This is a genomic window from Achromobacter xylosoxidans A8, assembly GCF_000165835.1.
GTDB classification, from domain to species: Bacteria; Pseudomonadota; Gammaproteobacteria; order Burkholderiales; family Burkholderiaceae_B; genus Achromobacter; species Achromobacter xylosoxidans_B.
Genome location: NC_014640.1, coordinates 2,746,333 through 2,760,159, shown reverse-complemented (window position 1 = coordinate 2,760,159; position 13,827 = coordinate 2,746,333). Strand labels below are relative to the sequence as shown.

Below are 13,827 nucleotides of genomic sequence, written 5' to 3'. Positions count from 1 at the left end.
AGTTTCAAACCTCGAATTCGCTCATCAGGTTGTGCATCAGCGCAAGTCGGTCCTGCCGCGAACCTGCATCGGGCGTCCCTTGCTCCGAAAGGCGCAACGCAAAGTCCCGCAGGATCGGGGCTTCGAAGAACATGCGCACTGGGACCTCGAATGCATAACGATTCGCCAGAATCGCCGCCATCCGGACCGCAATGAGCGAATGCCCGCCCAGCTCGAAGAAGTTGTCATTGCGGTCGACAGACTCGACTCCGAGCGCCTCGTTCCAGAGCTGCGCCAGCACTGCCTCCACCTCACCCGCAGGCTCCTCGAATATCGGGAAGGACGGCGTTTCGGGTTCCGGCAAGGCGCGGCGATCCACCTTGCCGTTGGCGTTGAGGGGCAAGGATTCCATTGAAACGATCACTCCAGGCACCATGTAGTCCGGCAGCACCCGGGCAAGCCGAGCGCGCAGTTCGCGCACATCGAGCATCTTTTCCGCCGCCAGTGACACGTAGGCGACCAGTCGGGCACCCTTGTCTACCACTACCGCCTCGCGAATCTCAGGCAGGGCCAGCAACTGCGCCTCCACCTCCCCCAGCTCGATCCGCAAGCCGCGGATCTTCACCTGATGATCCGTCCGGCCCAGGAACTCCAGCTGCCCCTCCCCGTTCCACCGCGCCAGGTCCCCCGTGCGATACAGCCGGCCGCCGGTTTCGTCGAACGGGTCCGCCACGAAGCGCTCCGCACTCAAACCCGGTCGACCCAGATAGCCGCGGCCTAGCAGATCGCCACCGATGTACAACTCGCCCTCTACCCCTTGCGGTACCAGATTCAGCGACGCATCCAGTACGTAGGATTTGGTTTGGGCGATCGGCCTTCCGATCGGCACCCGACCTTGCCCGTCGTCCCGGCACTTCCACTGGGTCACGTGGATGGTCGTCTCTGTCGGGCCGTACAAGTTCTGCAGGCTCACACCCCTGAGCCGGCGCAGCGCCTCGCTCTGCATGGCCGCGGACATGGCCTCGCCGCCACACATCACGTACCGCAGCCGCGTCTGCGTCTCGATGCCTTCATGCGCCAGAAAGGCCTGCAGCATCGCCGGTACGAAGTTCAGTGTCGTGATCTGGTGCCGACGAATCAGTGCCGTTATCCGCTCGGGCTCACGGTGGTCACCCGGCGCGGCCACCACCAACCGAACGCCAGTCGTCAGCGGCCAGAATATCTCCCAGACAGACACGTCGAACCCGAACGGCGCCTTGTGCAGCACGACATCCTCGGCGGTCAGGCCATAGGTCTGCTGCATCCAGCTCATGCAGATCGCCAGCGACCGATGGCGGATCGCCGCTCCCTTGGGCCTGCCCGTGGAACCCGAGGTATAGATCACGTACGCCAGATTCTCTCCGTGCACGGCCACGCCGGGGTCGTGTTCCCGCTCGCCGCCGAGATCGAGCGCATCGACCTCCAGCACCTGCAGCCTCTTGTCGGCGGGTAGCCGGCCACGGATCCCGCTCTGCGTAAGCAGCAGCTCGATACCGCTGTCCTCCAACATGTACTCCAGCCGCTCGGCCGGGAGCTCCGGGTCCAGCGGAACGTAGGCGCCTCCCGCCTTCAAGATCGCCAGCAACCCCGCCACCATCTCGATGGAGCGCTCCATGGCAATGCCTACTCTCGTCTCCGGCTTGACACCCAGGCCGATCAGCCTGTGCGCCAGACGGTTGGAGCGGCGGTTGAGCTCCTCATAGCTCACGCTCTCCTCGCCGAACCACAAGGCCACGGTCCGCGGATGAGCGCGCACGTGTTGCTCGATCTGCCGGTGAACCGGCTCAATCCTGGAAGATCGTAGTGGACTCTCACCCCAGGCCCTGAGCTTGCGTCCCTCCGCGTCGCTCAACAGCTTCACATCGCCCACCGCCTGCTCTGGCGCGTCAGCCAGCGCCCCGAGCATCGCCACATAATGCCCCGCCATCCGGGCGATGGTCGCGGCATCGAACAGCTCCACCGCATAGCGGAAGGTCACAACCAGGCGTCCGTCAACATCTTCGACCGTGTCTACGGCCAACTCGAATTGCGCATGCTCATTCCCCGTGGGCTCTTCAGTCACTCGCCAGCCCGACCGCTGTTGAAGTTGCGAGTAGTCCCGCCGCGAATGGTTGAACATCACGTCAAAAAGCAGCGCGGTGCCTGCGCTCCGCGCCGGCCGCAACGCCTCGACGACCTGCTCGAATGGCGCTTCCTGATTTGCCTGCGCGCCCAGCACGCGCTCCCGGACCTGTGCCAGCACCTGCGCCAGGCTCTGACGCATCTCGATATCGCTCTGCAATACCACCGTATTGACGAAAATACCCACCACGCCCTGCAGCTCCGCTCGCGGGCGGTTGGCAACAGGCACACCGACGCGGACGTCCCGTTGCCCGGTATGGCGGTGCAACAGCGCCTGCAAGGAGGCCAACAACGCCATGAACAGAGTGGCGCCATGGACTTCGGCCTGGCAGCGCAGGGCAGCCAGCAGCTCGGCCGGGAGTTCGAAGGTGTGCAATCCTGCCCGATATTGGGCAACCGGCAGGCGGGGATGATCGGCAGGCAGAGCCAGGCCGGGCTGTGACTCGCCCGAGGGCATGGCGAGCTGCTCCACCCAATACGCCAACTGGCGATCCTGAGCGTCCCGCACGGCATCGTCGCGCTGCCAACTGGCATAGTCAGCATATTGAATTGAGCAGGCGGGCAGCGCCTCGTCTGCCGCGTACAACGCAGCCAGGTCGTCGACCAAGACCTGCATCGAAGCGCCATCCGAAATGATGTGGTGCATCGCCAGCGCCAGTACATGGACCTGATCGTCCAGTCGCATCAGCGCTGCCCGCGCCAAGGGGCCGGCCGTCAAGTCGAAGGGCGGCGCCAGGAATGCGCGCAGCGTTTGCGCAGCCTGCGCGTCGCGCTCCGCGCTCGTCACGGTGCGCAGGTCGACTACCTGGAGCTCCAGGGTTCCCCCAGGAAGCACCATCTGCTCCGCCTCGCCATCCGGCCGCGCGCGGAATATGGTGCGCAACGTCTCGTGACGCGTGATCAAACCAGCTACGGCCGCACGCAAGGCATCGACATCCAGCAAGCCCGCAATACGCAGCGCGCCCTGAACATGATATGCGGTGCTGTGGGGGGTCAGCCGCCACAGGAACCATTGCCGCTGCTGGGCAGACGACAGAGGCAGAGGCTTGGAGCGGCATTCCGCAGACAGCACGGGGATGCCGGCAAAAGGCTTGCGCGACCCGATTTGCAGGCAGGTCTGCAAGGCCGCAGCCTGTTCGCCCAACCGCGGCGATTCGAAAACCTGCCGGACCGGGAAGTCGGTTTCCCAAGTTTGCGAGATGCGTGCAGCCAACTGCATCGCCGCCAGGGAATTCCCACCCAGCGTGAAGAAGTGCGCGTCGCTGCTGTACCGCCGTGCCGTTTCGTGCCCGAGAACGTCGCGCCAAACGTTCGCCAACGGCTGGATCTGATCTTCCGGGAGGGCATTTCTGCCATCCACAGCCGCCTCGCCAATGTCCCCGCCCATCAAGAAGCGCCCGCTCTCGTACAGCGCGTAGGCATCGAGCGTGCGCTCGGCCCATCCTTTGCGGCAAGCGGTGCGTTGCAGCTTACCGCTGGAAGTCTTGGGCAACGCGCCTGGCTGTAACAACACAACCACTCTCGGTGCCTCGCCGCATTGCCCGCTCACCGCTGCGCCCAGCGCATCGACCAGAGCCTGCGGCGGCACGAGCTTCTGCAAACCGCGCGACACCTCGGCCGCGACGCCTATACCTTCCTGTCCGTCGAGTTCCACAGCAAAGGCCGCTACCCGGCCTTTGCGTACGGCCTCCACCTCCTCTTCCACCACTCGTTCGATGTCCTGCGGATACAGATTGTGTCCGCGGACGATGATCATGTCCTTGTGCCGGCCCGCGACGAAAAGTTCGCCGCCGTCTACGAAGCCCAGGTCCCCGGTGCGCAGCCATCTATGGCCATCACGTTCGACGAAGGTCTCGGCGCTATCGCTCGGGTTGTTCCAATATCCTGCCGCCACGCTGGGGCCGGCAGCCCAGATCTCGCCGATGGCGCCCTGAGCGGCGGGCTCGCCGGACTGCGTATCGACAATACGCAACTCGTGCCCCGGGGCGGCGCTGCCGCAGCCGACCAATGCCGCACCATCGGCCTGGGCGACCGCGAGCCGCTTTGAGAGCGCTTCATTGTCATAGCGGCCCACCGCCATGCCGCTTCCGCGGCGCCCTCCCGTGACGAACAGCGTCGCCTCGGCCAGACCATAGCAGGGGTAAACGGCGCCGGCGCTGAAGCCCATGGGCGCGAAACGTTCGACGAACGCTTCCATCGTGTCTTGCCGCACCGGCTCGGCGCCGGTGTAGGCCACGCGCCAACTCGACAGGTCCAATCCCTCGCAGTTGGCATCCTTGACCCGGTCCAGGCACAGCCGGTATGCAAAGTCCGGCCCCCCGCTGATCGTTATCCGATGGCGCGAGATCATCTCGAGCCAACGCACGGGGCGCTCCAGGAAGAAGCGCGGCGAGGACAGCACGCAGGGGATGCCGCTGTAGAAAGGCTGCAGCAGTCCGCCGATCAGGCCCATGTCGTGGAACAAGGGCGACCACACGCCGAATTTGTCGCCGGCGCCGATCGAGAGTCCTTCGCGGATGGCGCGCTCATTGGCCATCAGGTTGGCGTGCGTCACCATCACGCCCTTGGGTGCTGAAGTGGACCCCGAGGTGTACTGCAGGAAGGCGACGTCGGCGCCGTCCGGCCTTTGCGGCTGCCAGCGGCTGGCCTCGGCTGGATCGACCTCGTCGACGGCCACGATATCCAACATGTCGAACTGGCGCGCCGCCTCCCCGACCAACGCGCGTAACGCGCCTGTCGTCAGCACACCCCGCGCCTGAGAGTCCTCCACGATCCCCGCAAGCCGGGCCAGGTGCTGCGGCCGCGCGGATTCGGGCGGAAACGCCGGCACTGCAATCACACCGGCATGGAAGCAGGCAAACATGCTGACTGCATAGTATTCATCGTTGTCGAGCAGGATCAGTATCCGGTCGCCCTTCTCGTAGCGCGCTTGCAGCAAGGCGGCAAGCGCCAGCACGCGCTGCGCGAAGGCGCGATAGGTCAAGACCGTTTCGACGATTTCGCCTTCCCGACCCGCGACCACCGTCAGCGCGACGTCCTCGGGCCGGTCTGCAGCCAGCTGGCGCAGGCCGTCGACAAAATTCTCGGGATGAACAAATTTCTCTTGCGGCACAGGCGAATTCGTCATGAGGGTTCTCTTGTTCGGCAATGCGTTTAGAACTTGTCCAGGTTGCCGTGGGATTCGGCCATGGCCACGACCACCTTGCGTGGTCCCTTGAAGGGCGAACGCGCATGGGCGACCAGCATGTTGTCCAGCATCGTGACGTCGCCCTGTTCCCACTTGAAGCTGACGGTTTCTGCATCCAGCACGGCACGCACCTCGTCGAGCATCGCGTCGGGGATCGGCGATCCGTCCGCGAAGCAGGTGTTGCGCGGCACGTTCTCCACGCCCAGCAACTCGACCAGGGACTCGCGCACCTCGGGCTGCAGGTTGGAAATATGGAAGAGATGGGCCTGGTTGAACCAGACCACCTCGCCGGTGACGGGATGGGTCTCGATGGCCTGGCACAACTGGGTCGTGCGCAGATCTCCATCGGGCTTCCATTCCCACTGGATGTCGTTCTTGCGGCAGAAAGCCTCGACTTCATCGCGGTTGACGGTGTTGAAAACCTGCTGCCATGGCACATCGAGGTCGCCGTAGTTGCGCACGTAGATGACACCCGCCGCAAAGCGTTCCCGGATCGAGGCGGGCATGCGCCGGTAGATCGCGCGGCTGTCGGCGATCGGCGTCTCGCCGCCCTCTGCGGCGGGGGTCACGCAATGGAACCAGGCTTTCATCGGCCACTGGCGCGTGTAGGCTTGTTCGTTGTGCAGCGGAATGGACTGGTGGGCCGGATACTCGGTCGCGGTGTAGACCCCGCCGCCCACCGCCGAGCGTGGCGTGGAGCCGAATTCGTAGCTCAACAGCGGATGGCCAAAGCGGGCGGCGAACTCCCGGAAGCCTTCGACCGAGGGGACATCGAAGCCGCGCAGCAACACGCCACCGACCGTCGCGACCTTGGTCTCGATTTCGTCACGCAAGCGCGGCAAGGCCTCCAGCAGCGGCTCGCCGCGACGGGATGGTGTGATCAGCGCAGGCAGATCGGATCCAGGCGGCGCCTGGCGTTCAAATCGGGTCACCAGATCATTCATCGCAATCCTCCCTTGGCGTCCGGCTGCCAGGCCAGGGCGGCCGCATAACCAGACGGTGAATCGAGACGCAGGACGTCCACGTTTGGGCCTTCCAGGTTTTCACGGTGCAGCGCATAGCAGCTTCCCCCGGCGGGCCCGGGCCCAAACACCGATAAGCGCTGCAAGTGCTCAGCCACGCCCAGGCCCAAGGCTTTCAGCACGGCTTCCTTGGCCGTCCAGCAGTCGAAGAAGTCGAGTCGCCGCTCCTCGGGCGACTCAAGCTCATGCGTCGATAACACCAGCCGCGACAGGCTGGCGACATCGCAATGCGGATCGCGGCGTTCGATATCGACGCCGACAGGAACGCTGTCCGACAGGGCAATCAAGGCGAAGCCGCCGGCATGGGAAACGTTGAAGTACGGAGCGGGATCGGCCGAGCACGCCACGTCCAGGCGCGGCTTGCCATGTTTGTTGGCCGCGAACCTCAAGCGCCCGGGGTAGCAATTCAGGCGCGCGCTCAGTAGCCTGCGCAATGCCGCGCGCGCGCTCACGAAGCGGACCTTGTCGCCATGCCGATGAAAGCGCAGCGCTCGTTCGGCTTCTTCCCTGCTCAGCAAAGCCTGGTCGCTGTCCGCTAGGGGCGCGGCCAGATCCAGCGCAAGCTGGAACACCTGGATGCCGGCAGGCAGCAGATCAGACAGTTGCCGCGGCTGCATGGCCCACTCCGGAAATCAGGCGAGTCAACTCGCGCACGATGGTCGCCAGCACTTTCTGTTCCTGCTGGCGTATGAAAAAATGCGCGCCATCGAACCAATCGAGCGTGTATGCATGGCGGGCCTCTCGCCGCCAAGCCTCGATGCGTTGCGGGTCGATGTCGTCCTGGCGCCCGGCGAAGACGTGCAATGGCACGGACAGCGGATCGGACGGCAGATAACGAAAATTCGCGCAGACGCGGTAGTCGGCAGCCAGCGAATCCAGGGTCAAACGCAGGAGTTCAGTGTTCTCGAAAACCGCGTCCGGCGTGCCGCCCTGCCTGCGCAGATCGGCCATCAAGGCAGCGTCGTTGTCCATGGCGGCAAAGCGGCCTGGATCCCGACTCGAAGGCGCGGGACTGGCGGACACGAACACGGCCTCAGGCATGGGAAGGGCCAGCGCATGCCGGCGCTGCGCCACCGCATGGGCAAGCAAGGCGCCCATGCTGTGGCCAAATAGGACGTAACTGCCTTGCATCGCAGCAGCCTGCTCGTTGCAGATCTGCGCCACAAGCTGGGCGAAGTCCTCGACGTAAGGTTCGCCCGTCCTTGCGCCACGCCCCGGCAGTTCCACCGGAACGACGCGGATCCATTCCGGCAAAAGGCGGCGCCAACGCAGGTACATGGTTGCGCTCGCGCCCGCGCAGGGCAAGGCCAGCAGATTGATGGCCGGCATATGCGTGGAACTGGACATCAGGCCGCCGCGACGTCGGAACGGGCCGCGGCCTGTTCGTCCATCCACTTGCGCAGCGACAGCGGACGCATGTCGGTCCAGGTCTTCTCGACGTAGTCGAGAACGGTCTTCTTGTCTCCCTTGACTCCATCGACGGCTCGCCAGCCGCCGGGCACTGCCTTCCAATGAGGCCAGATCGAGTACTGCTCTTCGTGATTGACGAGGACGATGAAGGTCTCGTCCTCGCGGTCAAAACAACTGGTCGACATGGGCTGCCTCGCGCATTGAAGGAAATGACCTCACGCTTGGCCGGCCGGCTGCCGACTTGCGGGTCACCGCAATCAAAGACGAGTCAGATGTTCGGTTTGTTTAGCCGCGAAGCACTTGAAGGCGGACTCATGAGGAGCAGGGAAAAGAAGCAGGACTACCGCATAGCGGCGAGCGAACGCACGCAGGCGCTCTTTGCGGATTCCGAGTCGGCAAACAACGTTTTTCGCGAGAAAAAGACGCAAGCGCCGCAAGGCGGCACTGCGTTGATGGGCATGGCAGCGGGAAAGAAGGCTCGCGGGCTAGGCCGGGCCGTCGCGCTCCGCAGAGCCAGGGATGTCAATATCGCTGACGGGAGGAACCAGGCCCACCATCAACCACAGGCGGCCGGCCTTGTCGTAGGCTTGGCGATGGGCGGCGTCGGCGGCAAGCCATTGGGCCAGTTCGGCTTCGGCATTTGCGTCGAAGCTCTCGCGTTCGTGTTGGCGCAACACCCAGGACCAGGCGATATCCCAAATCGGATCCTGATTCGGATTCACGTTGTCGCGCATAGGCTGCCTCGTACGGCTGGAAGACCAGGTGGCGCTATGGTATAGCAAAAAGTTATGAGCGATAGCTTTCACGAACGCTCAACAACGCCAGCCTGATCGCGGCGCCGTCAAGCCTCCAGCAAATCCCGGCAGCAGGCCACGGCCTGGGTCGCGTCGCGGAGCATGAAGTTCACAAGCGTGGCCGAGCAGCCCATTTGCCGCGCCACCTCCCGCTGCGTAAAGCCGCCCAGCCTGTAGAGTTCGAAGGCGCGCCGCGTCCTGATTGGCAAGGTGCCGAGGATCTGGTCGATGGCATCGATCACCTGGCGTTCCTGAAAGCGCCGGTCCGGCACGCAGCCGCCGGCAACCTGTGGCAATTCCCCGTCGTCCGTATAGATGCGGTATGTGGATTCGACGGCCTGGCGACGGCAATGGTCCAGCGCCAGATTGCGGACCACCTGGCAGCAGTAGCTATAGGGCTTGCTTACATCGCGAGCGCATGATCCTTCCATGAGTTTCAAATAGGCGTCTTGAGTCACGTCGTCCGCGATTTCCGGAGTGCCGACGATTCTTTGCGCAATACGGCGAAGCCGCGCCCGATGTGCAATGAAAACGTCTCCAAGCCCCGCCCCCTGCGTACCCATGGACATCGACATGCCTCCGCATACAGATTTATCGTGACTTGTAATAACTCAATCTATTGCGAACAATTATCATTAATGAAAAAGCCTATGTCCATCGCCGCAAAGCCTGCGAGGCCCTACCCTGGCGCTTTTTATAGGGACTCGACGCAACAGCCTGGAGCTTGCCGCGAGGCTTTCCCGAAAGCCTCGGATCTGGCTTCAGCTCTGCTCGCACCGCCCGCCCAGGCGGCGCAGCCACGGTATCATCTGCCTCTATCCCCGGCGGCCGCCAACCCCGCCCCCGGATCTGTAGCCTGACAAGTCGCCAAGACGAGTTTTTGGCTGGCAGCATCCCAGAGAACCACATCGACAAACGGTCTACGCGAAACATGAAATTAGCCACCTGGAACGTGAACTCCCTGAACGTGCGCCTGCCGCAGGTGCTGGACTGGCTGGCAGCCAATCCGGTCGACGTCCTGTGCATCCAGGAACTCAAGCTCACGGATGACAAGTTCCCCGAGGCCGCCTTCACCGAAGCCGGCTACCACGCTGTCTGGGCCGGCCAGAAAACCTATAACGGCGTTGCCATCATTTCGCGCGTGCCCGGCACGTCCATGGTGCGCAACATCCCCGGCTACGAAGACCCGCAGCAGCGCGTCCTGGCGCTGACTTTTCCCAGCCCCGAAGGCGACGTGCGCGTGGTCTGCGCCTACTGTCCCAACGGCCAGGCCGTGGGCTCGGACAAGTACGCCTACAAGCTGGACTGGTTCGAGGCCATGCGCGCCTGGCTGGCCGACGAAATCAAGCAGTACCCCCGGCTGGCGGTGCTGGGTGACTACAACGTCGCGCCGGCCGACGAAGACGTGCACAACCCTGAGAAATGGGAAGGCCAGGTGCTGGTGTCCGAACCGGAACGCAAGGCTTTCGGCGCCCTGCTCGACCTGGGGTTGGCGGATTCCTTCCGCCTCTTCGAGCAGCCGGAGAAATCCTTCAGCTGGTGGGACTATCGCCAGTTCGCGTTCCGCCGCAACGCCGGCCTGCGCATCGATCATGTCCTTTTGTCCGCCCCGCTGGTCAAGCGTTGCATCGCCTGCGCCATCGACAAGGAGCCGCGCCGCAACGAGCAGCCGTCCGATCATGCGCCGGTCATTGCGACCTTGGAATTCGCCTGATTTTTTGTTTGGCGGCATGTTGCGCAGGCCAGGAATATTCCTGTATATTCTTGGTCTTGCTTCATTGGGGCGGTAGCTCAGCTGGGAGAGCGTCGCGTTCGCAATGCGAAGGTCGGGAGTTCGATCCTCCTCCGCTCCACCAAGATTCCCGCCAAGACAGGGCACTACATTTAGCGATGTAGTGCCCTGTTTTGCTTGATGGCTCGGTCTTGGCGTCTGCGGGACCTCAATCCCGCACCCAAAGGTCAACTCAGGAGTCCTAGCAGCGCGGCGCGCGCGACGGCTGCTGTCCGATTCCGGGCGCCGAGCTTGGAGATCGCGTTCTTCGTATGAAATCTGACCGTAGACTCGGCAATTGCCAGTATTTCGGACACGTCGCTGCTGGTCTTTCCATCCGCCGCCCATTTTAGAATTTCAGTCTCGCGACGAGTCAGGGGCACATTGGGCGCCAATTTGAATCGCGGCAGCAATACCTTGCTGAATGCCAAGTGCGCCGCCGTCACCAGCCATCGCATCCGCAATTCCTTGCTGAGCAGTTCCGCATCGGAGAGCTGCTCCTTCTGCCTGGCCAGCGTCAGCATGCCCCCGGTTCCGTATGCGTCAAGGTTCGACTGAGACCATCCTACGCAGAGTCCAACCGCCTGTGCCTCGTCCCAAAGTTCGGGCGTTTCGGCAAACACCCTGTCCGACCATACGATAGGTATCGAGGAGCGGCTGCAATGTTTCACGGTGGGATCGATTTCCAGGTAGCGCGCCTGTGCGTAGCGTTCCTGCCATGCGATCGGATAATCGCTGATCATTACGAACTGAGGGTTGGTAAACGGCAGGGCAGCCCGCAAACCATATGCGCAATAAGAAAACCCCAGCTCTTGCGCTACTGCCGCCACCTTGGTGAAAACGGCTTGCTCCGAGGTAGCGCTATTCGTTGTCAATAGAAGGTCTTGTGCCCACGACTTCATTCCAAATTCCGTCCCCGTGCATTTGCATCGCTATTACTTGAAAGGTGCACGGCTGAAAAATCAAAAAATGAGCGCCGCTGTCACAATATAGTTAAACCCATGAAATATTTCAAAATATAATAAAATGTGATTACCACTTCACTTTTTATATAGTCCTCGGTGACGGCGAGAAAATGGAGTTTCCAGCTTTTTAATAATATTTTTCCGGTCACCGAACTCTAAAAATGACGGCCGGCGATGCGGGATTGGAAATGGCCCGGGAGAAACGGCATGCCGCCGAAATCCATCGGCGCGGAACGCCCCCGGACGAGACCTAGATCCCATCAAACCCTGATGAGTCTGCGCGCTGGCCAGGACCGCCTGAAGGACTGACGATTTTCAGGCGCTTGCGTCGGCGCGCATCGTGGTGGCCGCGTCTCGCAAGGCATTCAGAAACAGCGAAACGGCGGCGGCGGCGCGCGCATCGCGCCGCGTCATGATGCCCACGGGGTGTAGCCGCGCCTGCAGGGCCAGCGGCAGGATCGCCAACTGCCCGTTTTCGGCCAGGGCCCGCGCCACGCGCAGCGGAACGGCGGACAGCAGCGAGGTCCGCTGCAATAGCGAAACAATGGTCAGGATGGCGCTCGATTCGATGGCGACCTGTGGAAAGCTCGCGCCGCGCGCCGAGACGGCGGCTGCGACCATGCTGTAGAGCGCCGCGTTACGCGAGGGCAGCACCCAGCGGCAACGGTCCAGCGCCGCGCCGCTCAGGCGGCGGCGCGCAGCCAGCGGATGCGCCGGGCCGCAGACGACGGCGGTGGCCTCGTCGTAAAGGATCTCGCATTGCAGGTCGGCGTCCGCCCCCTCCACCCCCAGCCGCCCCACAACGCAGTCCAGTTCACCCGCGCGCAAGGCCGGCAGCAGCTGTTTCTCCAGGCCTTCGGACAACTCGATGCGCAAGGCGGGATGAGTCTCTTGCAGGCGCTGCACCGCAAGCGGCACCAGCAGATGCGCCACCACGGGAAAAATGCCCGCCCGCACCTTGCCGGTCGCGCCGTTGGCGGCGGCCGCGAGTTCGGCGTGCGTTGCGTCCAGTTCGTTGAGCAGCAGGCGCGCGCGGTCGATCATCAAGAGGCCCAGCGCGGTCGGCGCGACGCCGTGGTGCGAACGTTCGAACAAGGGCTGGCCGGCCAGCGCTTCAGCCTCGCCCAATAGCTTACTCAATGCAGGCTGGCTGAGGTGCATCGCTTCGGCCGCCCGGTGCAGATTGCCCACCCGCCCCAACTCGTCCAGCAAGACCAGGTGGCGGATGCGCAGGCGCGACCGCAGCTGCAGCAAGGTGGGGGTTTCCGACATGGATTTGGCCCGGAAAGTTGGTTATCGATTGATAAGGAATCGCAATTATCCAGTTATCACCAACACGCCCATACTGGGGTCATCCCGCTAGCCGGGCCATATCCAGAAAAAGGGGAATAGCCATGTATCGTCGTCTTGCCGCGCTGGCCTTGGCCTGCGCCCTGGCGCCTTGCGCCGCAGTCGCTGACATCCGCATCGGCGTGATCGCCAGCAGCACCGGGCCAGGTGCTTCGATGGGCTCGCTATATCGCAGCACCGTGCCGCTGCTGCCCAAGACGCTGGGCGGCCAGCCGGTGGAATACATCGCGCTGGACGACGCGACCGATCCGTCATCGGCGGTCAAGACGGCACGCAAACTGGTCACCGAAAACAAGGTCGATGCCATCATCGGCCCGAGCAATGTGCCGACTTCGATGGCCGTCACGGAAGTCGCCCGCGAAGCGCGCACGCCGCAGTTGTCGCTGGCGCCCATTGTGGTCAGCCCCGACCGCGCCGAATGGATCTTCGTGGTGGCCCACGGTATAGACCTGATGGTGGACTCGCTGACTGCCGACATGGTCAAGCGCGGCGTGAAGACCGTGGCGTACATCGGCTTCTCGGACGCCTGGGGCGACGCTGTCTACCGCGCGCTGCAAGAATCGGCTGCCAAGCGCGGCATCAAGGTGCTCAGCAACGAACGCTACGCGCGCACCGACAACTCGGTGACCGCCCAGGTGCTGAAGATCGTCTCGCTCAACCCTGGCGCCGTGCTGGTCGGCGGTTCGGGCACGCCGGGCGCCCTGCCTCATCTGTCGCTGCGCGAGCGCGGCTACCAGGGCGTGCAATACAACACGCACGGCGTCATCAACAAGGATTTCCTGAAACTCGGCGGCAAGGGCGTGGATGGCGTGATCGTGCCCAGCGGTCCGGTGCAGGTGGTGGAGCAGTTGCCTGCGGACAGCCCGATCAAACCGGTAGCCACGCGTTACGCCCAACAGTACGAAGCGACCTACGGCGCGGACTCGCGCAATGCCTTCGCGCCCTACACCTACGACGCCTATCTGTTGCTGGACGCGGCCGTCGCCAAGATCCCGGCCGGCACCCAGCCCGGCACCCCAGCCTTCCGCCAGGCGCTGCGCGACGCCCTGGAAAGCCTGCAGGGCACCGTCGGCACCCAGGGCATCTACATGATGTCGCCCACCAACCACAACGGCCTGGACGAGCGCGGCGTCGTGCTGATGCAGGCCCGTTCGGGCGCCTGGCAGTTCCTGCCCTGAGCCGCCTTTTT

At 63.6% G+C, this 13,827-nt stretch carries 11 protein-coding genes and 1 tRNA gene; 3 read left to right on the top strand and 9 right to left on the bottom strand.

All coding sequences use genetic code 11. The features are described from left to right. Positions 1-4 precede the first annotated feature (4 nt). From AXYL_RS12910 to AXYL_RS12880, 7 genes are all read right to left on the bottom strand, one after another. Positions 5-5,266: a non-ribosomal peptide synthetase gene (locus tag AXYL_RS12910; protein ID WP_013393236.1), complete on the bottom strand. Its 5,262-nt coding sequence runs from the start codon at positions 5,264-5,266 to the stop codon at positions 5-7. Positions 5,267-5,292: 26 nt separating this feature from the next. After that, on the bottom strand, positions 5,293-6,270 hold the full coding sequence (locus AXYL_RS12905) for a TauD/TfdA family dioxygenase (protein WP_013393235.1): 978 nt from the start codon (positions 6,268-6,270) through the stop codon (positions 5,293-5,295). Further along, on the bottom strand, positions 6,267-6,965 hold the full coding sequence (locus AXYL_RS12900; protein WP_013393234.1) for a 4'-phosphopantetheinyl transferase family protein: 699 nt from the start codon (positions 6,963-6,965) through the stop codon (positions 6,267-6,269). The genes AXYL_RS12905 and AXYL_RS12900 overlap by 4 nt, the downstream gene beginning before the upstream one ends. Further along, positions 6,943-7,695 (bottom strand): thioesterase II family protein, encoded by a 753-nt coding sequence (locus AXYL_RS12895; RefSeq protein WP_013393233.1) that lies wholly within the window; start codon positions 7,693-7,695, stop codon positions 6,943-6,945. The genes AXYL_RS12900 and AXYL_RS12895 overlap by 23 nt, the downstream gene beginning before the upstream one ends. Then, positions 7,695-7,943: an MbtH family protein gene (locus tag AXYL_RS12890; protein WP_013393232.1), complete on the bottom strand. Its 249-nt coding sequence runs from the start codon at positions 7,941-7,943 to the stop codon at positions 7,695-7,697. Before AXYL_RS12890 ends, AXYL_RS12895 begins: the two co-directional genes overlap by 1 nt. 300 nt (positions 7,944-8,243) lie before the next feature. Continuing rightward, positions 8,244-8,492, bottom strand: coding sequence for a FecR/PupR family sigma factor regulator (locus AXYL_RS12885; RefSeq protein WP_013393231.1), 249 nt, complete (start codon positions 8,490-8,492; stop codon positions 8,244-8,246). A 107-nt stretch (positions 8,493-8,599) separates the two neighbouring features. Next, positions 8,600-9,121, bottom strand: a complete 522-nt coding sequence (locus tag AXYL_RS12880; RefSeq protein WP_013393230.1) for a sigma-70 family RNA polymerase sigma factor — start codon at positions 9,119-9,121, stop codon at positions 8,600-8,602. Between the two features lie 362 nt (positions 9,122-9,483). Here AXYL_RS12880 and xth point away from each other — a divergent pair, with 362 nt between their 5' ends. Next, positions 9,484-10,266, top strand: coding sequence for an exodeoxyribonuclease III (xth, locus tag AXYL_RS12875; RefSeq protein WP_013393229.1), 783 nt, complete (start codon positions 9,484-9,486; stop codon positions 10,264-10,266). Positions 10,267-10,332: 66 nt separating this feature from the next. Then, positions 10,333-10,408, top strand: a tRNA-Ala gene (locus AXYL_RS12870). A gap of 103 nt (positions 10,409-10,511) precedes the next feature. On the opposite strand, the gene AXYL_RS12865 is transcribed toward AXYL_RS12870, so the two are convergent. Together AXYL_RS12865 and AXYL_RS12860 are read right to left on the bottom strand one after the other, a co-directional pair. Then, entirely contained in the window at positions 10,512-11,225 is a 714-nt protein-coding gene (locus AXYL_RS12865; protein ID WP_013393228.1) for an autoinducer binding domain-containing protein, read from the bottom strand. Between the two features lie 378 nt (positions 11,226-11,603). Further along, positions 11,604-12,560: a LysR substrate-binding domain-containing protein gene (locus tag AXYL_RS12860; RefSeq protein WP_013393227.1), complete on the bottom strand. Its 957-nt coding sequence runs from the start codon at positions 12,558-12,560 to the stop codon at positions 11,604-11,606. A gap of 122 nt (positions 12,561-12,682) precedes the next feature. Between AXYL_RS12860 and AXYL_RS12855 the strand changes: the two genes are divergently transcribed. Next, positions 12,683-13,816 carry an ABC transporter substrate-binding protein gene (locus AXYL_RS12855; protein ID WP_013393226.1) on the top strand — a complete coding sequence of 378 codons (1,134 nt, stop codon included), beginning with the start codon at positions 12,683-12,685 and terminating at the stop codon, positions 13,814-13,816. The last annotated feature ends 11 nt before the right edge of the window (positions 13,817-13,827 follow it).

Bases quoted from the DNA above. Each gene is read 5' to 3' on its own strand.
- AXYL_RS12910 (WP_013393236.1), bottom strand. From the start codon at position 5,266: ATGACGAATTCGCCTGTGCCGCAAGAGAAATTTGTTCATCCCGAGAAT.
- AXYL_RS12905 (WP_013393235.1), bottom strand. From the start codon at position 6,270: ATGAATGATCTGGTGACCCGATTTGAACGCCAGGCGCCGCCTGGATCC.
- AXYL_RS12900 (WP_013393234.1), bottom strand. From the start codon at position 6,965: ATGCAGCCGCGGCAACTGTCTGATCTGCTGCCTGCCGGCATCCAGGTG.
- AXYL_RS12895 (WP_013393233.1), bottom strand. From the start codon at position 7,695: ATGTCCAGTTCCACGCATATGCCGGCCATCAATCTGCTGGCCTTGCCC.
- AXYL_RS12890 (WP_013393232.1), bottom strand. From the start codon at position 7,943: ATGTCGACCAGTTGTTTTGACCGCGAGGACGAGACCTTCATCGTCCTC.
- AXYL_RS12885 (WP_013393231.1), bottom strand. From the start codon at position 8,492: ATGCGCGACAACGTGAATCCGAATCAGGATCCGATTTGGGATATCGCC.
- AXYL_RS12880 (WP_013393230.1), bottom strand. From the start codon at position 9,121: ATGTCCATGGGTACGCAGGGGGCGGGGCTTGGAGACGTTTTCATTGCA.
- xth (WP_013393229.1), top strand. From the start codon at position 9,484: ATGAAATTAGCCACCTGGAACGTGAACTCCCTGAACGTGCGCCTGCCG.
- AXYL_RS12865 (WP_013393228.1), bottom strand. From the start codon at position 11,225: ATGAAGTCGTGGGCACAAGACCTTCTATTGACAACGAATAGCGCTACC.
- AXYL_RS12860 (WP_013393227.1), bottom strand. From the start codon at position 12,560: ATGTCGGAAACCCCCACCTTGCTGCAGCTGCGGTCGCGCCTGCGCATC.
- AXYL_RS12855 (WP_013393226.1), top strand. From the start codon at position 12,683: ATGTATCGTCGTCTTGCCGCGCTGGCCTTGGCCTGCGCCCTGGCGCCT.